General features: G+C 61.1%; 28 protein-coding genes. 15 read left to right on the top strand and 13 right to left on the bottom strand.

Features of this window, described 5'->3' with window-relative positions; genetic code table 11:
* Positions 1-28: 28 nt before the first annotated feature.
* From Q1A89_RS01795 to cobD, 3 genes are read right to left on the bottom strand one after another with little or no spacing between them, the layout of a single operon-like run.
* Positions 29-1201 (bottom strand): lytic murein transglycosylase, encoded by a 1173-nt coding sequence (locus tag Q1A89_RS01795; protein ID WP_299722864.1) that lies wholly within the window; start codon positions 1199-1201, stop codon positions 29-31.
* Positions 1189-2109 carry an adenosylcobinamide-phosphate synthase CbiB gene (cbiB, locus tag Q1A89_RS01800; RefSeq protein ID WP_299722867.1) on the bottom strand — a complete coding sequence of 307 codons (921 nt, stop codon included), beginning with the start codon at positions 2107-2109 and terminating at the stop codon, positions 1189-1191. The genes Q1A89_RS01795 and cbiB overlap by 13 nt, the downstream gene beginning before the upstream one ends.
* Positions 2106-3044 (bottom strand): threonine-phosphate decarboxylase CobD, encoded by a 939-nt coding sequence (gene cobD / locus Q1A89_RS01805; RefSeq protein ID WP_299722870.1) that lies wholly within the window; start codon positions 3042-3044, stop codon positions 2106-2108. The genes cbiB and cobD overlap by 4 nt, the downstream gene beginning before the upstream one ends.
* A 186-nt stretch (positions 3045-3230) precedes the next feature.
* On the opposite strand from cobD, the gene Q1A89_RS01810 reads away from it, so the two are divergent.
* Entirely contained in the window at positions 3231-3590 is a 360-nt protein-coding gene (locus tag Q1A89_RS01810; protein ID WP_299722873.1) for a response regulator, read from the top strand.
* Between the two features lie 9 nt (positions 3591-3599).
* On the opposite strand, the gene Q1A89_RS01815 is transcribed toward Q1A89_RS01810, so the two are convergent.
* Positions 3600-4574, bottom strand: coding sequence for a glutathione S-transferase family protein (locus tag Q1A89_RS01815; RefSeq protein WP_299722876.1), 975 nt, complete (start codon positions 4572-4574; stop codon positions 3600-3602).
* Positions 4575-4791: 217 nt separating this feature from the next.
* Between Q1A89_RS01815 and Q1A89_RS01820 the strand changes: the two genes are divergently transcribed.
* Positions 4792-5145 (top strand): hypothetical protein, encoded by a 354-nt coding sequence (locus Q1A89_RS01820; RefSeq protein ID WP_299722879.1) that lies wholly within the window; start codon positions 4792-4794, stop codon positions 5143-5145.
* A 14-nt stretch (positions 5146-5159) separates the two neighbouring features.
* On the opposite strand, the gene Q1A89_RS01825 is transcribed toward Q1A89_RS01820, so the two are convergent.
* A complete protein-coding gene (locus Q1A89_RS01825; RefSeq protein ID WP_299722882.1) occupies positions 5160-6329 on the bottom strand; it encodes a MalY/PatB family protein in 1170 nt (389 codons plus the stop codon).
* A gap of 97 nt (positions 6330-6426) precedes the next feature.
* Here Q1A89_RS01825 and def (Q1A89_RS01830) point away from each other — a divergent pair, with 97 nt between their 5' ends.
* Genes def (Q1A89_RS01830) through Q1A89_RS01850 form a run of 5 tightly spaced genes read left to right on the top strand, consistent with a single transcriptional unit; the run spans position 6427 to position 9105 of the window.
* Positions 6427-6951, top strand: a complete 525-nt coding sequence (gene def / locus Q1A89_RS01830) for a peptide deformylase (protein WP_299722885.1) — start codon at positions 6427-6429, stop codon at positions 6949-6951.
* The gene (gene def / locus Q1A89_RS01835) at positions 6948-7445 is read left to right on the top strand and encodes a peptide deformylase (protein ID WP_299722888.1); all 498 of its coding nucleotides are present in this window, start codon (positions 6948-6950) and stop codon (positions 7443-7445) included. Before def (Q1A89_RS01830) ends, def (Q1A89_RS01835) begins: the two co-directional genes overlap by 4 nt.
* Complete coding sequence (gene def, locus Q1A89_RS01840) at positions 7445-7945, top strand: peptide deformylase (RefSeq protein ID WP_299722891.1); 501 nt, start codon at positions 7445-7447, stop codon at positions 7943-7945. Before def (Q1A89_RS01835) ends, def (Q1A89_RS01840) begins: the two co-directional genes overlap by 1 nt.
* A gap of 1 nt (position 7946) precedes the next feature.
* A complete protein-coding gene (gene fmt / locus Q1A89_RS01845; protein ID WP_299722896.1) occupies positions 7947-8852 on the top strand; it encodes a methionyl-tRNA formyltransferase in 906 nt (301 codons plus the stop codon).
* A 13-nt stretch (positions 8853-8865) separates the two neighbouring features.
* Entirely contained in the window at positions 8866-9105 is a 240-nt protein-coding gene (locus tag Q1A89_RS01850; protein ID WP_299722899.1) for a hypothetical protein, read from the top strand.
* 34 nt (positions 9106-9139) lie between these two features.
* Here the strand turns inward: Q1A89_RS01850 and Q1A89_RS01855 are convergent, their stop codons facing one another.
* The 8 genes from Q1A89_RS01855 to Q1A89_RS01890 form a co-directional block, all read right to left on the bottom strand.
* Positions 9140-9436, bottom strand: coding sequence for a hypothetical protein (locus tag Q1A89_RS01855; RefSeq protein ID WP_299722902.1), 297 nt, complete (start codon positions 9434-9436; stop codon positions 9140-9142).
* A gap of 199 nt (positions 9437-9635) precedes the next feature.
* On the bottom strand, positions 9636-10091 hold the full coding sequence (gene rnhA, locus Q1A89_RS01860; protein WP_299722905.1) for a ribonuclease HI: 456 nt from the start codon (positions 10089-10091) through the stop codon (positions 9636-9638).
* Entirely contained in the window at positions 10084-10680 is a 597-nt protein-coding gene (locus tag Q1A89_RS01865; RefSeq protein WP_299722909.1) for a class I SAM-dependent methyltransferase, read from the bottom strand. The genes rnhA and Q1A89_RS01865 overlap by 8 nt, the downstream gene beginning before the upstream one ends.
* Before the next feature lies 1 nt (position 10681).
* Positions 10682-11131 (bottom strand): DUF3429 domain-containing protein, encoded by a 450-nt coding sequence (locus Q1A89_RS01870; RefSeq protein ID WP_299722911.1) that lies wholly within the window; start codon positions 11129-11131, stop codon positions 10682-10684.
* Positions 11132-11224: 93 nt separating this feature from the next.
* Positions 11225-11839 (bottom strand): LysE family translocator, encoded by a 615-nt coding sequence (locus Q1A89_RS01875; protein WP_299722914.1) that lies wholly within the window; start codon positions 11837-11839, stop codon positions 11225-11227.
* Complete coding sequence (locus tag Q1A89_RS01880; protein ID WP_299722917.1) at positions 11836-12372, bottom strand: putative glycolipid-binding domain-containing protein; 537 nt, start codon at positions 12370-12372, stop codon at positions 11836-11838. Before Q1A89_RS01880 ends, Q1A89_RS01875 begins: the two co-directional genes overlap by 4 nt.
* Entirely contained in the window at positions 12359-13309 is a 951-nt protein-coding gene (ispH, locus tag Q1A89_RS01885) for a 4-hydroxy-3-methylbut-2-enyl diphosphate reductase (protein ID WP_299722920.1), read from the bottom strand. Before ispH ends, Q1A89_RS01880 begins: the two co-directional genes overlap by 14 nt.
* Before the next feature lie 91 nt (positions 13310-13400).
* Positions 13401-13973: an NYN domain-containing protein gene (locus tag Q1A89_RS01890; protein ID WP_299722923.1), complete on the bottom strand. Its 573-nt coding sequence runs from the start codon at positions 13971-13973 to the stop codon at positions 13401-13403.
* Positions 13974-14082: 109 nt separating this feature from the next.
* On the opposite strand from Q1A89_RS01890, the gene folK reads away from it, so the two are divergent.
* From folK to acpS, 8 genes are all read left to right on the top strand, one after another.
* Positions 14083-14694: a 2-amino-4-hydroxy-6-hydroxymethyldihydropteridine diphosphokinase gene (gene folK / locus Q1A89_RS01895; protein ID WP_366524437.1), complete on the top strand. Its 612-nt coding sequence runs from the start codon at positions 14083-14085 to the stop codon at positions 14692-14694.
* A gap of 73 nt (positions 14695-14767) precedes the next feature.
* Positions 14768-15121 (top strand): DNA-directed RNA polymerase subunit omega, encoded by a 354-nt coding sequence (rpoZ, locus tag Q1A89_RS01900; RefSeq protein ID WP_299722926.1) that lies wholly within the window; start codon positions 14768-14770, stop codon positions 15119-15121.
* A gap of 26 nt (positions 15122-15147) precedes the next feature.
* Positions 15148-17298, top strand: coding sequence for a bifunctional (p)ppGpp synthetase/guanosine-3',5'-bis(diphosphate) 3'-pyrophosphohydrolase (locus Q1A89_RS01905; protein ID WP_299722929.1), 2151 nt, complete (start codon positions 15148-15150; stop codon positions 17296-17298).
* A gap of 12 nt (positions 17299-17310) precedes the next feature.
* Positions 17311-17973, top strand: a complete 663-nt coding sequence (locus Q1A89_RS01910; RefSeq protein ID WP_299722932.1) for a DUF2062 domain-containing protein — start codon at positions 17311-17313, stop codon at positions 17971-17973.
* Between the two features lie 97 nt (positions 17974-18070).
* Positions 18071-18835, top strand: a complete 765-nt coding sequence (locus Q1A89_RS01915; RefSeq protein WP_299722935.1) for a pyridoxine 5'-phosphate synthase — start codon at positions 18071-18073, stop codon at positions 18833-18835.
* Positions 18832-19272, top strand: a complete 441-nt coding sequence (locus Q1A89_RS01920) for a hypothetical protein (RefSeq protein WP_299722938.1) — start codon at positions 18832-18834, stop codon at positions 19270-19272. Before Q1A89_RS01915 ends, Q1A89_RS01920 begins: the two co-directional genes overlap by 4 nt.
* A gap of 58 nt (positions 19273-19330) precedes the next feature.
* Entirely contained in the window at positions 19331-19951 is a 621-nt protein-coding gene (locus Q1A89_RS01925) for a LysE family translocator (protein ID WP_299722940.1), read from the top strand.
* The gene (gene acpS / locus Q1A89_RS01930; RefSeq protein ID WP_299722943.1) at positions 19948-20361 is read left to right on the top strand and encodes a holo-ACP synthase; all 414 of its coding nucleotides are present in this window, start codon (positions 19948-19950) and stop codon (positions 20359-20361) included. Before Q1A89_RS01925 ends, acpS begins: the two co-directional genes overlap by 4 nt.
* Positions 20362-20402 lie beyond the last annotated feature (41 nt).

Raw genomic sequence — 20402 nt, forward strand, 5'->3', positions numbered from 1 at the left:
CTTACCAAATTACAAACGTGGAACGCGCTCAAAGCCGATCCAGCAACGCTCGCGTGGGCCATGCATCCGCTGCCAGCCCCAGCCGTTTCTGTTCGGCCTGCACCGCTGCGCGGGTGCCCGCGCCAAGGATGCCGTCAATCTTGCCTACATCATATCCACGCGCCTGCAGCCGGGTCTGCAGTCGCTTCATCTGGTCTGGTCCCAGCCCGGCATCGGGGTTGCCTGCGTCATAGACCGGCGCCCCTGCCAGTCGGGTGGCGAAATAGGCGGCTGTCAGAACGTAGGTAAAAGACTGGTTCCACTCGAAATATACATTGAAGTTCGGATAGGCGAGAAAGGCGGGCCCCTTGTGCCCCTGTGGCAGGATCAGCGAGGCGGGCAGGTTTGCCAGCCTGCCATTGCGCGCGCGCACGCCAAGGGCTTGCCATTCGCTTGTCGCTTTAGTCGTGCCAAGGCCACTCAGCGACCAGTCCATCTGGGCGGGCACCGTCACCTCTTGCAACCATGGCTGCCCGGCTTGCCAGCCCAGATGCTGCAGCATCTTGCCGCCTGACATCAACGCGTCAGGAGCGGATGTCTTGAGCCGCACCGCCCCGTCGCCGTCCCCGTCGACGCCGTTGATCAGGATGTCCTGCGGCAGCATCTGCACCATGCCGATTTCCCCGGCCCATGCCCCCGTCGTGCGGCGCGGATCGAACCCGCCTTGGGCGAAAAGTTCCATCGCGGCAAAGACCTGCGGGCGGAACAGTTCGGGTCTGCGACAATCATGGGCGAGGGTGACGAGGGCGTTGGCGGTGTTGAAATCCCCTTGAAACGCGCCGTAATCCGTCTCGAACGCCCAAAAGGCGAGCAACACGTGCCGGTCCACGCCGTAGCGCTGTTCGATCCGGTCGAAAATGCCATCGTAGGTGCGCGCATTGGCCCGACCCGCATTGACGCGGTTTTGCGAGATCAGACGGCGGGAAAAGTCGATGAAAGGGCGCTGGAACACGCCTTGTGCCCGGTCCGCACGCAGCACTTTGGGATCACTCTTGACGCCCGACAGGAACGTGTCGACGGTGGATTTGGAGATGCCACGGGAAACCGCCTCGCTGGCCAGCCCGGCCTTGAATGCGGAAAACGAGCCGCCACATTGCGCCTGCGCGCCGGCGGGCAGCACAATGGCCACGCACAGCGCCGACAGATTTTTCAATATACCCATACCAATCCCCCGATACCCACACAGATGGCCACACTCAGCCCCCATGCTTTCCATACGATTGCGATGGCGGCGTCAATGTCGGGTGGGCCAAGATCGCGTCGTCCCGCGCCATTGACCCAGGCCAGATCGCGGACCTGCCCGTGATAGCTGCGCGGTCCGGCAAGCGCGATGTCGAGCGTGTAGGCCATCGCCGCCTCGGGCCATCCGGCATTGGGTGAGCGATGCAGGCGGGCGTCGCGTTGCGCGTTGCCAAGCTGGCTGGTGCTGCGCCCCACGAGCGCAATCAGCAATGCCGTCAGCCGCGCGGGCACCCAGTTCAGAACATCATCCAGACGTGCCGCCGCCCAACCAAATTCCGTGTGGCGCGGGGTCAGGTAGCCGATCATGCTGTCTGCCGTGTTCACCACCTTGTAGATCGCGATGCCCGGCAGGCCCGCGATCAGAAACAAGAAGGCAGGGGCGATGACGCCGTCGCTGAAATTCTCCGACAGGCTTTCGATGGCAGAGCGGGAGGTGGCCGAGGCGTCAGAGGTGGAGACGTCGCGGCTGACGATTTGTGCAACGGCATGGCGCCCCGCTTCGTCCGATTGGCGCAGGCCGGATGCTACGGCAGCCACGTGCTGAACCAGTGATCGTTGCGCCAAAAGGATCGCGGCGGCGATGATGCTGACAACGGGACCAAGCTGTTGCAAGACCCAGCCTAGGCCTCCGGCGCCGCTCACGAGGATCAGCACGGCCAACACGCCTTTGAGCCGTTGTGACGCACCGCCGTTCAGGGCCCGATCCAGCCCCGCAACTGCGCGTCCCATCAGCACGGCAGGGTGGGGCAGACGCGCCCACAGCCAGCGCGGTTCGCCCATCAGTGCGTCCAGCGATAACGCGAGGGCAAGAAAGATCGCGCCGTTCAAAGGGCCGCCTCTAGCCGGTCCCAGCCATCGGGTCCGGGCAGTCCCAGCCTGATCCAGTTGTCGGCATAGGGAAAGATACGCGACCAGATGTGGTGCTGCGCCAACCTGTCTTGCCACGCATTGGCATCATCGACGCGGTAGAGCCGGAACAGAGTCGTCCCGCCCAAGAGTGCCGCGCCGTGTTGGCACACCATGGCGTCCAGCCGCACAGTGTCAGCCGCAAGGCGGCTGCGCGTCTGATCGGCCCAGGTGGGGTCGTTGAGGGCGCGCGCGCCGATGTCGAGCGCGACGCCTGACACGGGCCATGGGCCCAGCATGTCCCTGAGCCGTGCGATCAAGGCCGGGTCTCCGATGGCAAAGCCGAGCCGTACACCGGCCAGTCCCCAGAATTTGCCGAAACTTTTCAGCACTATTCTGCCGGGCTGCGCGGCATGTGCGATCAGGCTGCGATCTGGAGCCACGTCACAAAAGCTTTCATCGATGATGCAGAGCGGTGTGGTGAGATCCTGTTCCGACCACATTCGTCCATCGGGATTGTTGGGATGCACAAGCACCTGCCCCTGCGCCGCGCCTTCCGAGTGCACCTGCCAGTCATGCTGGGCAAAGCTGGCGGCGTGTTCGTTATATGTCGGCGCGGGAATGGACACGGTTGCGGGCGCGGCCAGGCGCGGGATTTGGGCGATCAATGCCGACGCACCCGGTGCGGCGAGAATCTCCGCACTTTCGGGGACATGCCAGAAGGTCCGGGCGGCCTGAGTGAGGTCTGCGGCCATTTGCGTGTCGGGCAGCGCGGTCCAGGCATCGGCAGAAAGCGCGGGAAAGGGATAGGGGACAGGGTTGATTCCGGTCGACAAATCGAGCCATTCGGCGCGACTGCCCCCGAAGGTTTTGATCGCAGCATCCAGTCCGCCGCCGTGATCGCGTTGTGAGGCCAAATGCAAGGCTCCTGATCAATTTGTGCCAAAATAGGCGATTTTGCGCCCGCAAAGAGCGGATAACCGCGTGAAAGACAAGCCAATGCGCTAGCGTTAAGCTATTAAGCCGGTCATTAACGAATTGTTAAGAGAATACGCGACACTAACAGAGAATGGAGCCTGAAGTCTGCTGGCTCTGGAGAGACCATGAAAGTTTTGATCGTAGAAAGCCGACCCGAGCTAGGCATGCTTTGGACGCGCCACCTTGAAAGGCAGGGCTATGCTGTGACGCAGGCCCATGACCAGGATGATGCGGTTGCGCATTTGTCCACCGATCAGGCTGATATTATCGTTCTCGATCTTGTCCTGAAACAGGGCAGCGCGCTGGCCGTGGCGGATTTTGCAAGCTACCGCCATCCCGATGCACGGGTCATTTTTGTGACCGATACGACCTTTTTTTCAGACGGTTCGATCTTTAACCACGCCAGCAATGCCTGCGCATTCTTGCCAGCAGGCACCCCGCCCGAAGACCTGGCGGCGATGGTGGCACATTACGGCGGGCACTAGGCCCGCGCTCTAGCCTCGCACGTGTGGCGCGTCAAAGCCGATCTCTGGATTGATCGGCACGATGCGGTGCGGATTGATGCTTTCGTGGCTGTAGTGATAGTGGCGCACGATGTGGTGCATGTTCACGGTTTCAGCAACTCCGGGCCATTGATACAGCTCGCGCGTGTAGCCCCAAAGGTTACTGTAATCGACCAGCCGTTTACGATTGCACTTGAAGTGCAGGTGATAGACCGCATCAAAACGCACCAGCGTCGTGAACAGCCGCCAGTCGGCCTCGGTGATCCGATCCCCGATCAGGTAGCGGTGATCTGACAGGCGGGCATCGAGCCAGTCCAACGTGTCAAACAGGGGGTGCACGGCGGCGTCATAGGCCTCTTGCGTGGTGGCAAAACCGGACTTGTAGACCCCGTTGTTGAGTGTGTCGTAGATCCGGTCATTCACCGGTGCGATGGCATCGCGCAGTTCCTCTGGCCAGTAGTCATCGCTGTTGCCGGTGATTGCGTCAAAGGCCGAGTTGAACATACGGATGATTTCCGAGCTTTCATTGCTCACGATGGTGTTCTGCGCCTTGTCCCACAGGATGGGCACAGTGACCCGACCGGTGAATTTCGGATCGGCGCGGGTGTAGAGATCGCGGGCGAAAGGCAGGCCAAACAGGTCATCCCCGCTTGCACCATGCGCGTCCGTTTCAAAGGTCCAGCCGTCGGACAGCATGTCGGGATGCACCACGGACACGCCGATATGCGCGTCCAGCCCCTTGAGCGCGCGAAAGATCAACGCGCGGTGTGCCCACGGGCAGGCATAAGAGACATAGAGGTGATAGCGCCCGCTTTCTGCGGCGAACCCTGCGGTGCCGGATGGTCCTGCGCTGCCATCAGCGGTGATCCAGTTTCGGAACACCGCCTCTTTGCGTTTGAACGCGCCGCCCGTCGATTTGGTGTCGTACCATTGGTCTTTCCAAACGCCGTCGATCAGCAATCCCATCGTGGTTCTCCGCCTTGTGAACTAGGCCGCACATAGAGCACGGATGGCCGCAGTTCCACAGGGGTACTGACGCGCATATCCCCTGCGCGCCCGCACATCCCAAGAGTCACGTGAATGCCACAGCGCAAATGAGTCCGAATGCGACGGGGGCTAATTTACTGGACTGAAACCATTTTTGCCGCATGTTCGGTAAATTGAACGCAAAGGAATGAGTGCCATGACAACTTTTGTCCCCAAAGAGGTGCAGGCCGGATTGGACAGCGCGCGCATGCAATCGCTGAAATCCGGATCGCGTTTGCGTCTGTCTGCTGATGGTAAATTCCACCCCGTGCTGCGTATGTGGGCGACCGGGTTTTCCCTGGATGCCGCTGATGCGCCGACCTTGCGTGGGTTCATCGACCTCTACGATGGTGCCCTGCATTTGTTTCAATGTCTGATCGTCGCTTCAGAAGAAGACGCCGGCGAGATGAAGTACGAATTCAAGCGCATGACGGCGGTGTCAAACACCGCGCCGCTTGATTTTGAACAGGCCGCAGATGCCCCGGTTGCTTTGATCGAAGTGCGCAACTGACCCAACGCGGGGCCTTACTGCAAATCGCCAAATGCCACGGCCAGCCGTTCGACCGCTTCTTGCACACGGGCGCGCGGCGTTGCGATGTTGAAGCGGAGCCAGTTTTCCCCGCCCTTGCCAAAGCTTGGTCCGTGGTTGACGGCGATGCAGGCGTCCTGTTCGACACGGCGGGTGAACTCGGCCCGCTCCATGCCTGTGTCTTCAAAGCTGATCCATGACAGGTATGTCGCCTCAAGCCCCATGGATTTGAGACCCGGGATCGCGTTCACCCCGGCATCGAACAGGCGTCGGTTGCCGTCGAGATAGGTCACCAGCTCATCCACCCACGCCGCCCCTTCGGGCGAATAGGCTGCGGTCACCATGAACAGGCCGAACGAATTGGCCGACATGCCGAGTGCCGCCATGCGGTTCGCGAATTTCTCGCGCAGGTCGGGATCGGCGATGATCACGTTGCCCGTGTGCGATCCGGACAGATTGAAGGTCTTGTTGGTCGAGGTCATCATCACCAACCGTTCCTCGATCCCGTCGATCGCCGTCATCGGGATATGAGTGTGGCCGGGCATCACCAGATCGTGGTGGATTTCGTCTGACACAAGAATCAACTCGTGCCGCTTGGCAAAGGCCGCGACCGCCTGCAATTCCGCACGGGTCCAGACGCGGCCGCCCGGATTGTGCGGTGAGCACAGGATGACCATCCGTTCCGAGCCGTCCATCTGCGCATCATAGGCGTCGAAATCCATCTCGTAGCGCCCGTTGTCCTGCGTCATCTCGCATTCCACGACCCGCCGTCCATTGGCTTTGATGACCCTCGCAAAGGCATGGTAAACAGGCGTGAACAACACGACCCCGTCGCCGGGATTGGTGAACGTGTCCACACACATCGCCGTGCCGTTCACCAGCCCGTGGGTGGTGAAGATGTGATCGGGGTTGAGATCCCAGCCGTGCCGGGTTTGCATCCACCACTGGATCGCGGCGCGGTAGTCACTGTCATCCCCAAAATAGCCCATGACTCCGTGATCGACCTGTGCCTGCACCGAATCCAGAACGCATTGCGGCGGGCGGAAATCCATGTCCGCCACCCACATGGCAAGGCCCTTGTCCTGCGGGACGCCATAGATTTTCTCCATCATGTCCCATTTAACGCAATGTGTTCCTTGCCGGTCGATGATGTCGTCGAAACTCATTGGGGCCTCCTGATCTGTTCCCGCGCACGCTACCAAGGCCGGGTCTGAGCGCAAGGGGACATTGCGGGTCTCGGTATCTTGTCCTACATCGGGGTGCATGAAACGACAGATCATCCTGCACCCCGACCCGCGCTTGAAAAAGACGTCCGATCCCGTGGTGGATCTGTCGGACGATCTGCGCGCGCTTGCCAACGATATGCTTGAGACGATGTATGACGCACCCGGCATTGGCCTTGCGGCCCCGCAGGTCGGGTTGCTGACCCGTCTGATCGTGCTGGATTGCGTCAAGGCCGAAGGGGAAAAGCCCCGCCCGCTGATTATGTTCAACCCCGAAGTGATCGCGTCCTCGGACGAAACCAATGTCTATGAGGAAGGGTGTTTGTCGATCCCCGAACAGTTCGCCGACGTCACCCGCCCGGCCGAGGTCGAAGTGCGCTGGCTTGACGAGAACGGCAAAGAACATTCCGAGGGTATGGACGGTCTGTGGGCCACCTGCGTCCAGCACGAGATCGATCATCTCGATGGCAAGCTGTTCATCGACTATCTCAAACCACTCAAGCGTCAGATGATCACCCGCAAGATGGTCAAGTTCAAACGTGAAAAGGCCCGCGAAAAGGCATGACCCTGCATCCAATTCTGACATGGCCCGATGCCCGCCTGGGCGTGATCAGCACGCCACTTGAAACCATCACCGATGATGTGCGCGTGCTGGCGGCCGACATGCTCGAGACGATGTATGCCGCGCCGGGCCGCGGTCTTTCGGCCCCGCAGATCGGGCAACTGCTGCGCATGTTCGTGATGGACGCAACGTGGAAAGATGGCACGCCTTCGCCCACGATATGCATCAACCCCGAGATCATTTCGCGCAGTGACGACGTCTCAACGGGGATCGAAGGGTGTTTGTCCATTCCCGGCGTCGAGGCCGAGGTACGCCGCCCAGCCAGTGTCCGCATGGTCTGGACCGATCTGGCCGGACATGTGCACGAAGAGGACATGACCGGCTTTTCCGCCCGCTGCGCCCAGCACGAATTGGATCATCTGGACGGGATCATGACGCTGGACCGCGTGGATGACGACCAGCGCGCCGCGCTTTTGGCCCGTTACGAGGCACGCTGATGGCCGTGCGCCCGATCCTGCGCTGGCCGGACAGGCGTCTGCGCACGCCCGCCGCCGATGTCGACACAATCACCGATGAGATCAAGGCGATCTGGAACGATATGGTCGACACGATGGATGCGATGCCGGGGCAGGGCATTGGCCTTGGCGCGCCGCAAATCGGCGTGATGTTGCGGCTTGCCGTTGTCGACGTCACGCCAGACCGTTCGCGCCGCATCCTGCTGGCCAATCCTGAAGTTCTGTCTGCCAGTGACGAGATGGAGGCGGGCGTTGAAGCCAGCCCCTGCCTGCCCGGTGTGCATGCCGAGATTTCCCGCCCCAAGGCCATCGCTGTGCGGTTTTTGAACGTTGATGGCGTCTATGATCGCCGCGACTTTGTCGATCTCGAGGCCCGTTCGGTCTTGCACCAGATCGACCATCTGGCGGGTCGGATGTATTTCGACAATCTGGGCCGGGTCAAACGCGACATGCTGCTGCGTCGCGCGCGCAAGGTCAGCTGATATGCGCGTCATCTTCATGGGCACGCCCGACTTTTCCGTACCGGCGCTTGAGGCGCTGGTCGCCGCTGGTCACGACATTGCGTGCGTTTACACCCAGCCCCCGCGCCCCGCTGGGCGCGGAAAAAAGGAACGTCCGGGCCCGGTTCAGACCCGCGCGGAGGCGCTGGACCTGCCGGTCCGCCACCCTGTTTCATTGCGCGATGCTGATGCGCAGGCGGAATTTGCGGCCCTCAACGCCGATATCGCCGTTGTCGTCGCCTATGGGCTGATCCTGCCGCAGGTCATTTTGGACGCCCCCAGGCACGGCTGCCTCAATATCCACGCCAGTCTCTTGCCTCGGTGGCGCGGGGCGGCCCCGATCCACCGTGCGATCATGGCCGGTGATGCGCAGACTGGTGTGTGCATCATGCAGATGGAGGCGGGGCTGGACACAGGCCCCGTATTGCTGCGCGGCGAGACGCCCATCGCAGCAGACGATACCACGGCCAGTCTGCATGATCGGCTGGCGGATATGGGGGCAAAGCTGATTGTGGACGCACTCGCGCGCCTGCCGTCCCTTACGCCAAAGCCGCAACCGGAGGCGGGCGTAAGCTATGCCCACAAGATCGACAAGGCGGAGGCCGCTATCGACTGGACCCGCCCTGCAGTCGAAGTGGACCGTCAAATCCGGGGCCTTTCGCCCTTTCCCGGCGCATGGTTTGAAATCGACGGCGCGCGGATCAAGGCGCTGGGGTCGACCCTTACCAGCGGCAGCGGGGCGCCCGGTCAGGTGCTGGATGACGCGCTAAGCGTGGCGTGTGGGGACGGGGCAGTGCGCCTGACCCGCTTGCAACGGGCAGGCAAAGGCGCGCAGGATGCAGATGTCTTTCTGCGGGGCATGCCTGTTCCGTCCGGCACCCGGCTTTAACAAAGGATCGCCCATGTTTCCCACCATTATCGGCACTGTCGTGATCGCAGGCATCGTCGGCTATATGGCGGAAAAGTCCGGCTTTACCCGCAACGGCATCTTGCAGTCGATCATCATCTGCGTGGGCGGGGCGTTCCTGTTCTACTTTGTGCGGTTGATGTTCGGTTTTGGGTTCAGCAGCCCCGGTCTGAACGCGATTGTGTCGTCCGTCGGGGCGCTGATCATCGTGCCAACCCACTGGCGCAAACGCTGAACCGACCCCGAAGGGCCGGTGTCGCGGGCTTGTCTCAGAACAGCTTTTTCAGGATAAGCTTTTTCTTGAGACCGTGCGATTTGTAGTGCTTTTTCTTGACCCCATGCTTGTAGTGGTGGCCGTGGTAGGGCTTGGCGTGGTGCGGTTTGTGGTGCTTGAAGCTTTTGTGCTTTTTGATCTTCACCTTGAAATTGGCGTCGATCACCTGCGCGCTTTCAGCTTCGGCGCTGGCCCAATAGACCTTGGCGTTTGCAGGCAGAAAGGTAGTCAGCGTGACGGCGGTGGCCATCGCGGCGATCAAGAGCGGGGTTTTGCTTGCCTTGAGGTTCATGTCTGTTCTCCTGTTCCGTGTCATCTGTCTTGGGAAAGAGATAGCAGAACAGGTCTGTAACAATAAGGGACCAAGCGGTCACAAATAGTCATGGAAATGGCAGGGATCGGTGAGGTTTTCAGCCACCATCATGGAAAGTCTTCATGATAACAGTGGGTTGCGTGCACACATCTTGTAACACTTTGCGTGTAGAGGCACTCTATTTCGGCTTGAACGGAGCCATCCCTGCGCGCGCCAGCTCGTCCGCGCGTTCGTTTTCGGCGTGGCCTGCATGCCCTTTGACCCATTTCCACGTCACGGAATGGCGCGCCTGCGCCTCGTCCAGCCGTTGCCACAGGTCTGAATTTGCGACGGGTTTCTTTGCCGCATTCTTCCAGCCATTGCGCTTCCAGCCGTGAATCCAACTGGTGATCCCGTTTTTGACGTAGTTGCTGTCGGTCACCACGGTGATGGTGCTGGCGCGTTCGAGCGCTTCGAGGGCGGCGATGGCGGCCATCAGCTCCATCTTGTTATTGGTGGTCAGCGCCTCGCCACCTTTCAACTCGCGTTCCTTGATGATCTGCCCGCCTTCCATCGCGCGCAGCAGGGCCCCCCAGCCGCCGGGCCCGGGATTGCCGGAACAGGCGCCATCGGTATAGGCGAACAGCTCAGCCATCGGTGCGGGCCTGCAGCACGATGAACGGGGCGATTTCACCCGACAGCCCGGCCTCTTCGCCGGTGCGCGTGTAGTCGATGGTGAACCCGGTTTGCCCCAGCAGGTCCGCCAGCGCGCTTTCGGTCATGTAGGAATAAAGCCGCCCGATACTGTCGCGCTTTTCGCCCACACCCAGCTTGGTGCCGAAATGCAGCAGGCCGCCGGGTTTCAAAGCACGCGCGATGGCGCCGAACTGCCCCGGCCAGTCGGTGAGCGGTGTGTGCAGCATGGAGAAATTGCACCAGATGCCGTCATAGGCGGCAACCTCGGTTAGATCGGCATAGACCGCCTCGCGCGCGATCACGCCGGGCCGTGCGGCGGCCATGGCAACCATTTCGGGCACCGGGTCCCAGGCATGTGCCTCCATCCCTGCTGCCGCCATCGCACCGGCAGCAAAGCCGGGCCCGCAGCCCAGATCAAGAGTGCGCCCGCCCTCAGGCAGTTCCGAGATAAAGCGCAGCAGGCTGGGACTTGCTTCTTCGCCGCTGGTCAGTTTGGCGTATTCGGCAGCCTTGGCGGCATAGACGGAAAGTGTTTCAGCATCGCTCATGTCAGATCACCGTGAGGGTCAGGCAGGCCACGACAATGGCCGTCAAAAGGGTGCGCAGGGCCATCCACCATGGCGGTGTCAGACCCCAACGGGAAAAGGCGAAATCGAGCATCAGCACGCCCAGAAAGCCAAAGATCAGGTTCATCGCCGCACTGGACGGCCCGCCCCCGGTCATGAAAAACGCCCAGAGCGCGGGCAGCACCGACAGGGTGTAGCCGGTCGCGGCCTGCACGCCTTCGGCCTTGGTCGCAAAGCCCCAAAGCACGCCGGACATGAAGGACAGAATGACCGACCCGTAGAACAGCTGCACGTAAGGCCCGATAAAGCGTGGGCCCAGATAGGCCGCGCCAAGGGCCGCCAGATCGTCCGACATCACCGTGGCCGCACCCCAGACAAAGGGGATGAGGCCGAGAAGGCCAAGGATCAGGGGTGCGCGTGGGATGTGTGTCATGGCTTTGCGATCAGGTGGCATTGCATCGCGCGTGGGTGTCGGCCCTTTTGGCCGCGTTGACAAGGTGCAAACGCAAACAAGACGGCGGCAGGTTCATGCACGTTCCAGCGCAAGGCGACCCGCGAGGGCGGCAAAGATCGCAGCAAAGCTGCGCGACAGCCATCGCATGACCCGCTCTGATCCAAGCACCCATTGGCGCGCCGCCGCGGCGAAGGTGCCGTAAAGAACAAACACGACAAATGTCATTGCCATGAAGACTAGCCCAAGCATCGTCATTTCCGCCGTGGCTGTTGCTGCTGTGCCGGACAGAAAGGGCGGCAGGAGTGCGAGAAAGAAGATCGATAGTTTCGGGTTCAGGATATTGATCAGCGCGCCACGCCGCGCGATGCGCCATCCGGCCTCGACCTTGGTTTCGGACGAGATGGCCAGCGCCCCACCTTGCCGGAGTGACCCCCATGCGAGGTACAGCAGATAGGCGACGCCTGCGAATTTCACGATGTTGAAGAGCAGGGCCGAGGTATGCAGGATCGCTGCCAGCCCCAGCGTGGCGGCGGCCAGATGCGGCACGATCCCGACCGTACATCCCAGGGCCGCCCAAAGTGCGGCCCGCCTTCCCTGACCAAGCCCCAGGGCGAGAGTATAGATGACGCCCGTACCCGGGGCGATGACAACGACCAAAGCCGTCAAAAGGAATTGAAGTGAGATCACGGGCCAAGATCCTTTTGCGTACACACATCAGGGTAGTCCGTGACAAGGCCATTCCGATCCACGCTCAGCAAGGCCTGATACCCGCTTTCATTGTTTCGATACAGCCATCCGCCATCCTGGAGCGTATAGGTCTGTTCAACCACGCGGATGTTCAGACCAGGTTGCGCGATCATGAGGACAGGGAATGTCGCCGTCGCTTGCTGCGCCGCCGTCAGGCGTCTGATTGGAAAAGTGTTGGTCAGCGCGCTCCAGCCCAGGTCCAGATCGCGGCAGCGGGCGCTGCCGGAGATCAGTCCGGTCTCGGTCCCGAGCCACCCCGCGTCGGTCCTGTTCAGGGTCAGCCCATCTGCCCCGCAAGACACTTCGAGGCTGCGACAACAAAAGTCGGTGTCCACACTGATCAGATATCGCGTGTCGCCGTGACGGCCCGAAACAGTCCATCCTTCTGCGCTTGCGTGGATGCGGGCGCGGTCATAGCTGCCGTCGTGCCATTCCCACACGACGGAGATGTTTCCTGTTTCAAGCAGGCTCACGCAGCACCCGTGGCACTTTGAATTCCACGTTCTCCACCGCCGTTTCGACAACTTCGACGGTCATGTCATAGCGTGCACCAAAGGCGTCGATCACCTCGTTGATCAGCACTTCCGGGGCCGAGGCCCCGGCGGTGATCCCGACAGACGCGATCCCCTCAAGGCTGCGCCAGTCGATGTCCGTTGCCCGCTGGACCAGTTGGGAATAGGCGCAGCCCGCGCGAGCACCCACTTCGACCAGCCGTTTGGAGTTTGAGGAGTTGGGCGCCCCGACCACCAGCATCGCGTCGCATTTCGGGGCCATCGCCTTGACCGCCTCTTGCCGGTTGGTGGTGGCGTAGCAGATGTCTTCTTTATGCGGGCCGACAATCGCGGGAAAGCGGGCTTGAAGCGCGGCCACGATATCGGCGGTGTCATCCACCGACAGCGTGGTCTGCGTCACAAAGGCGAGCCGTTCGGGATCGCGGACTGTCACTTGCTCTACATCCTCGACTGTTTCGACCAGCAGCACGTCGCCCTCGGGCAGTTGACCCATGGTGCCGACGGTTTCGGGATGGCCCGCATGGCCGATCATGATCATCTGCAGGCCCGCATCTGCGTGTCGCTGCGCCTCGATATGCACTTTGGAGACCAGCGGGCAGGTGGCATCGACAAAGACCATCTCGCGGGCCTGCGCGGCCTGGGGCACGGATTTGGGCACGCCGTGGGCGGAAAAGATGACGGGACGATCGTCGGGGCAGTCCGAGAGTTCCTCGACAAACACCGCCCCCTTGTCACGCAGACCGTCGACCACAAATTTGTTGTGCACGATCTCGTGGCGGACATAGACAGGCGCGCCCCATTTCTCGATCGCCATTTCGACGATCTTGATCGCGCGATCAACACCTGCGCAAAAACCGCGCGGGGCGGCGAGGTACAGGGTCAGGGGGGGATTGGGCATATGCGTCTCTCCGGGCGGCGTTGGTCGTCCCAGAGGTAAGGCGTTCGGCGGGCCGGGTCCAGCCCGCCGAAAGAGTGTGAAGCGTGCGGACCTAGCCCTGCGCTTGCAGCCGTTCGTTCGGTTCGGTCACGACTTCGCGCGGTGGGCGACCGATCACGTCCTTGAGTTCGTCGAGTTCGATGAAATTGTCGGCCTGACGGCGCAGATCATCGGAAATCATCGGAGGCTGGCTGCGGATGGTCGATACCACAGACACGCGCACGCCCTGACGTTGCAGGCTTTCGACCAGCGGGCGGAAATCGCCATCCCCCGAAAACAGGACGATGTGATCGACGCGTGGTGCAAGTTCCATCGCATCCACTGCCAGTTCGATATCCATATTGCCTTTGACTTTGCGCCGACCCATGGAATCCGTGTATTCCTTGGCCGGTTTGGTCACCATGGTGAAACCGTTGTAATTCAGCCAGTCCACGAGTGGGCGGATGGGTGAGTACTCGTCATTCTCCAACAAGGCGGTATAGTAAAAGGCTCTGAGCAACTTGCCGCGGCGCATGAACTCCTGGCGCAACAACTTGTAGTCAATATCGAACCCAAGCGCTTTGGCTGCGGCGTAAAGATTCGAACCGTCGATGAACAGCGCGAGCCGTTCGTCTTTGTAAAACATAAAGCATCCTTCCGAAAATTCGGGTCACCGCCTGCGTTTTCCGTGAGTGTTGTGAGTGAGAGGGTAAAATCTCGAGCAAGTGGTTGTCTGAAAATAGGTCATTTTGAATATGTCGCAAGACACTAGTCAGAGGGAAACGGGCGAAAAGCTGCCGCAAAACCGGTCACTTTCGCTTGTTGCCCTAGGGTCAAACATGCAGTCTGACGTTGGGTCACCCGCCGAAACGTTGGATTTTGCCGTTTCTACGTTGGAAACAATGGGTGCAGTGATTCGCGCCAAGAGCCGCTTTTATGCCACCCCGGCGGTGCCGGTCGGGAACGGTCCGGACTTTGTAAATGCCGCAGTTGTGATCGAAACCGGTTGGTCTGCGCGCGAAATGATCGCCAATTTGCACGACATCGAGGCACAGTTGGGACGGCGCCGGGCCGAACGTTGGGGTGCCCGGATCATCGATCTTGATCTGCTGGCGATGGACGACATGATCCTGCCCGATGTCGCGACCCTGCGCAGCTGGATGAACCTGCCCTTTGATCAGCAGCAGCAAAAAGCGCCCGGCCAGCTGATCCTGCCCCATCCGCGCATGCACCAGCGCAGCTTTGTTCTGGTGCCGCTTGCGGAAATCGCACCGGACTGGAAACACCCCATCACCCGGCAAACCGTCGCACAGATGTGTGCGGCCCTGCCTGAGGCCGATCGCGCACCCATTCGGGCACTGGAATAGCGACTTGTCATTTCGCTGAATCGCCCCTAGATAAGCGGCTTGTCGTTTCTTTTTGCTGATCTGGAGCACCCTGATGGCCCGCGTGACCGTTGAAGACTGCGTTGACAAGGTTCCCAACCGTTTCGAGCTGGTGATGCTCGCCGCCCATCGTGCCCGCGAAATTTCCGCAGGCGCACCGATCACCGTGGATCGTGACAACGACAAGAACCCCGTCGTGTCGCTGCGTGAAATCGCCGACGAGACGCAAAGCGCCGAAGAACTGCGCGAGCGTTTGATCGAGTCCAACCAGACCCAGATCGAAGTCGACGAGGCCGAAGAAGACGCCATGGCGCTTCTCATGGGCACCGAAGCCGACAAGCCCGACGAGGACAGCATGTCCGAAGAGATGTTGCTGCGTCAGCTGATGGCCGCGCAAGGTCAGGGTTAACCCTTAGAATTCAGGTTTTGGGCCGCATGATCTCTGACGACGATCTGATCGCACTGGTCCGAAACTACAATCCCAAGACAAACGAGGCGCTGATCCGCGCCGCCTACAAGTATGGCGGCGAGATGCATGAGGGTCAGTTTCGCCACTCGGGTGAGCCCTATTTCACCCACCCCGTGGCCGTCGCCGCGATCCTGACCGAACAGCAACTGGATGATGCCACCATCATTACCGCACTGCTGCACGACACGATCGAGGACACCAAGGCCAGCTATAAAACCGTGTCCGACACCTTTGGCGAAGAAATCGCCAAGCTGGTGGACGGCGTCACCAAGCTGACCAACCTGCAACTCAGCAGTGTCGAGACCAAGCAGGCCGAGAACTTTCGCAAACTGTTCATGGCCATGTCCAAGGACATGCGCGTCATTCTGGTCAAACTCAGCGACCGTCTGCACAACATGCGCACGATCCGCTCGATGCGCCCGGACAAGCAGTTGCAAAAGGCCCGCGAGACCATGGACATCTTTGCCCCCCTTGCAGGACGCATGGGGATGCAGTGGATGCGCGAAGAGCTGGAGGATCTGGCCTTCAAGGTGCTCAACCCCGAGGCCCGTTCGTCCATCATCCGCCGTTTCATCACCATGCAACGCGAAACCGGCGACGTGATCCAGCGCATCACCGGCGACATGCGCCGCGAATTGGAAAAGGCGGGCATCGAGGCCGAAGTCTTTGGTCGCGCCAAAAAGCCCTATTCGATCTGGCGCAAGATGCAGGAAAAGGATCAGTCCTTTTCCCGCCTGTCCGACATCTACGGATTTCGTGTCATCACCGGCACCGAAGAGGATTGCTATCGCACCCTTGGTGCCATCCACCAGCGCTGGCGCGCGGTGCCGGGCCGGTTCAAGGACTATATCAGCCAGCCCAAAACCAACGGCTATCGCTCGATCCACACCACGGTGTCGGGGCGCGATGGCAAACGGGTCGAGGTGCAGATCAGGACCGGGCAGATGCACGATGTGGCCGAAACCGGCGTGGCCGCCCACTGGTCCTATCGCGATGGGGTCCGGGGCAAGAACCCCTTTGCCGTTGATCCGGCCAAGTGGATTGCCCAACTGACCGAACAATTCGACGGCGAGGACGATCACGAGGATTTCCTCGAGGCGGTCAAGCTTGAGATGTATTCGGACCAGGTGTTCTGCTTCACCCCCAAGGGCGAGGTGGTCAAGCTGCCGCGCGGGGCGACGCCAATTGATTTCGCCTATGCCATCCACACCCGCATCGGCAACGCCTGTGTCGGCGCCAAAGTGGACGGGATGCGCGTGCCCCTGTGGACGCGGGTCAAGAATGGCCAGTCGGTGGACATCATCACCGCCGAAGGGCAGACGCCACAAACCACGTGGTTGGAGATTGCCACCACGGGCAAGGCCAAGACGGCGATCCGCCGTTCCTTGCGCGAGGCGGATCGTGAACGCTTTATCACGTTGGGCCGTGAACTCGCCCGCTCTGCCTTTGCCCATGTGCGCAAGAAGGCCACGGACAAGGCCCTTGAAGCGGCGGCCAAGCAATTGCGCCTTGGCAGCGCGGACGAAGTGCTGGCCCGCCTCGGCTCTGCCGAGTTGACGGGCAAAGAGGTGGTGCAGGCGATCTATCCCGACCTCACCGCGAAACCGGGCAAGGTGGTGGATGCGCGCCGCGCCGTGATCGGCCTGCTGCCAGGGCAAAAGTTTCAGCGCGCCACCTGCTGCGAACCCCTTCCGGGTGAGCGGATCGTTGGTATCACTTTCCGAGGTGAAGGGGTGGTGGTGCACGCCATCGACTGCGCGCGCCTCGTGGAATACGAAAACCAACCCGACCGCTGGCTGGACCTGCACTGGCACGACGGCAGCCACGCCGCCGTTTACGGAGCGACACTGGATGTGACCATCGGAAACGATGCCGGGGTGCTGGGACGTATTTGCACATTGATCGGCGAGACGCAGGCCAATATCTCTGATCTCGAATTTATGGATCGCAAACCTGACTTTTACCGTTTGCTGATCTATGTGGAATTGCGGGACGCGCAGCATCTGCATACATTGATGGGTGCGCTGGAAGCAGAAAGTGACGTAGCAGCCATTGAGCGCCATCGTCGGACCGTGCCTTCACAGGCGCATCCGGCGTCTACACCTCAGACTGCATAGGAAGGCGAGACATTGGTGTTCAAACGCCGCGACCCCAAGCCGTTCTTTCGGTCGATGCTGGAATTTGTCTGGCCGCGCGGCGGTTGGGCACGTGCGTTCCAGTATGTGAACCACCGAATGCGCCGTCTGCCGGATACCCCGGAAAAGATTGCGCGGGGCATCTGGGCCGGGGTCTTTACCGCCTTCACTCCGTTTTACGGCGTCCATTTCGTGGTGGCCGCAGTGCTGGCCACGATCATGCGCGGCAATATTCTGGCGAGCCTCATGGCCACGTTCTTTGGCAATCCGCTGACCTATGTGCCCATTGGCCTCGTATCCCTGCAGACTGGCCACTGGCTGCTGGGTTCGGAAATGAAGGAAAGCACCGAACGCTCGTTCGGGGGCAAATTTGTCGATGCGGGTGGTGATCTCTGGCTCAATCTCAAACATGTGATCATGGGTGAGCCACGGGATTGGACCGGACTTGCGACCTTCTCGGACGAGATTTTCTTTCCCTATCTTGTGGGCGGCATCATTCCCGGGATCATCGCGGCCACCGTTTGCTACTATCTGGCCGTGCCGGTGATCCGCGCCTATCAGCACCGTCGCAAGGGCGCGATCAAGGCCAAGTTCGATGTCCTCAAGGCCAAGGCCGCCGCCAAAACGATCGAGCGCAAGAAAAAGCCCGAGCAATAAGCCCCCCTCGTTTGGTACAATTTATTGGACCTGTCTGCATTTTCAGTCGGGTCTGTCCGCATTAGGTTGGCAGCAAGCGACACGAGAGGAATCTGCCATGACCCATCCAATTGGCAAACTGCGCCTTGGCGTGAACATCGACCATGTGGCTACTGTCCGCAACGCGCGTGGCGGGGACACGCCCGACCCCTTGCGTGCGGCCCGCATTGCAGAACAGGCGGGTGCCGATGGCATCACCGCCCACCTGCGTGAAGACCGCCGCCACATCTCGGATGCCGATATCGAAGGATTGATGGACATCCTGACCGTGCCTTTGAACTTTGAAATGGCCGCCACGGATGAGATGCAGGCCATCGCTTTGCGTCACAAACCCCACGCTGTCTGCATCGTCCCCGAAAAGCGCGAGGAACGCACCACCGAGGGCGGCCTGGAAGTGGCCCGCGAGGAAAACCGCCTTGCCCATTTCATCGCGCCCTTGCGCGATGCGGGCTGCCGGGTGTCGATCTTTATCGCCGCCGACAAGCGTCAGATAGAGGCAGCCCACCGCATCGGCGCGCAGGTGATCGAGCTGCATTCTGGCGCCTACTGCGACGCTCATCACGAAGGCCGCTTTGACGACCGCGACCGCGAGTTGGAAGCGATGCGGCAGATGAGCACCTTTGCCCATGATCTGGGCCTTGAGGTCCATGTGGGCCACGGCCTGACCTATGAAACCGTCAAACCCGTTGCCGCCTTCCCCGAAGCGATGGAGTTGAACATCGGCCATTTCCTGATCGGCGAAGCGATCTTTCGCGGCCTCGATCCGGCCATTCGCGAAATGCGCCGTCTGATGGACGAGGCGCGTGAGGCGACGGCTGCATGAAGGGGTTCGCGTTCCTTCTGGCGCTGGTGATCTGCGTCGCACCTTTGCGCGCACAGGAAGGCTGGCCCGACCTTGATGTGCTTTTGGGCAGCACGCTTGCCCCCGGCGGTCAGTTCGAAGTGTCGTTCTGGTTGCCGGATGCTGCTGATCCGGCACAGGCTCGGCAAGCCATCGGCGTGGTCTATCCCATCATCGTGGGCGCTGCAGGCAACACCGGCATCGCCGTGGGACATTTTGTGCGGGTCGAGGGCGGCTGGGCTTACGCCGGGCTGATCGGCAACCTCTTTGGACACAACCCCCGTGACGCTGCTTTTCTACCGGGGGCTGTGCAACTGACCACCACCATGCTGGGTCCCAATGAACCCCGCTGTTGTCCGACCCTGCCGGTGCGCTGGCAGATTGACCTCGCGACTCGGCAAGCACAGCGGTTGAATTGAGGAGAGATGATGCCCGGATCACGTAAAACGCCCGTGCGCCAGAAAAGGGGTGAATTCGATGGGGCTTGAATTCATCGCCATCTGGATTGCGTGGATCCTCGCCGGGGGGTCACCCGGCCCCGCCACCATGGGCATCGCGGGCACCGCCATGACAGCGGGGCGGGCGTCTGCGCTGGCCTTTGCGATTGGTATTCTCGCCGGGTCAGCCAGTTGGGGTATTGCGGCTGCACTCGGGTTGTCGGCCATCATGCTGACCCATGTGTGGGTGTTCGAGATCATCCGCTATGCGGGCGCGACCTATCTGGCGTGGCTTGCGTTCAAAGCACTCAAAAGTGCGTATGCAGGTGGGGACGCAGCGGCCGGAACCCCGTTCAAAGGCAGCGCGCGTGCCCTGTTCCTCAAAGGGGCAGCGATCCACATCACCAACCCCAAGGCAATCCTCAGCTGGGGGTCGATCTATGCGATTGCGCTGCCTGCGGATGCGGCACCCCCAATGGTCTTTCAGTGTTTCGGGCTGCTTTACGCGGGGTCCATAATGATCTTCATCGGTTATGCCTTCCTGTTTTCCAATCCGCGCATCGTCGCCGTCTATGGGCGTGCGCGTCGCTGGTTTGATCTGGCATTTGCGGGCTTCTTCGGCTTTGCCAGCTTCAAAATCCTGACGGCGCGGTTGCAATGATCCTCGGTATCGGCACGGATCTGGCCAATATCGAGCGGATCGAGCGCACGCTGGACCGCTTTGGTGATCGGTTCCGAAATCGGGTGTTCACAGAGATCGAGCAGGCCAAGGCCGAACGGCGCGCCGACACACCCGGCACCTATGCCAAACGCTGGGCCGCGAAAGAGGCCTGTTCCAAGGCGCTGGGCACCGGCCTGCGCATGGGCATCGCGTGGAAAGACATGGCTGTCACAAACCTGCGCTCAGGCCAGCCCGTGATGCACGTGACTGGCTGGGCCGCCGAACGTCTCGCGGACATGACCCCGCCCGGCCACGAGGCCATTATCCACGTCACCCTGACCGACGATCACCCATGGGCGCAGGCCTTTGTGCTGATCGAGGCCCGCCCGAAAGGGCCGGATGCGTCCTGACGTCAGGGCCCACCGCCTTGACAGCGATAGCGCGCACCCGC

The organism is uncultured Tateyamaria sp., assembly GCF_947503045.1.
Taxonomy (GTDB): Bacteria; Pseudomonadota; Alphaproteobacteria; order Rhodobacterales; family Rhodobacteraceae; genus Tateyamaria.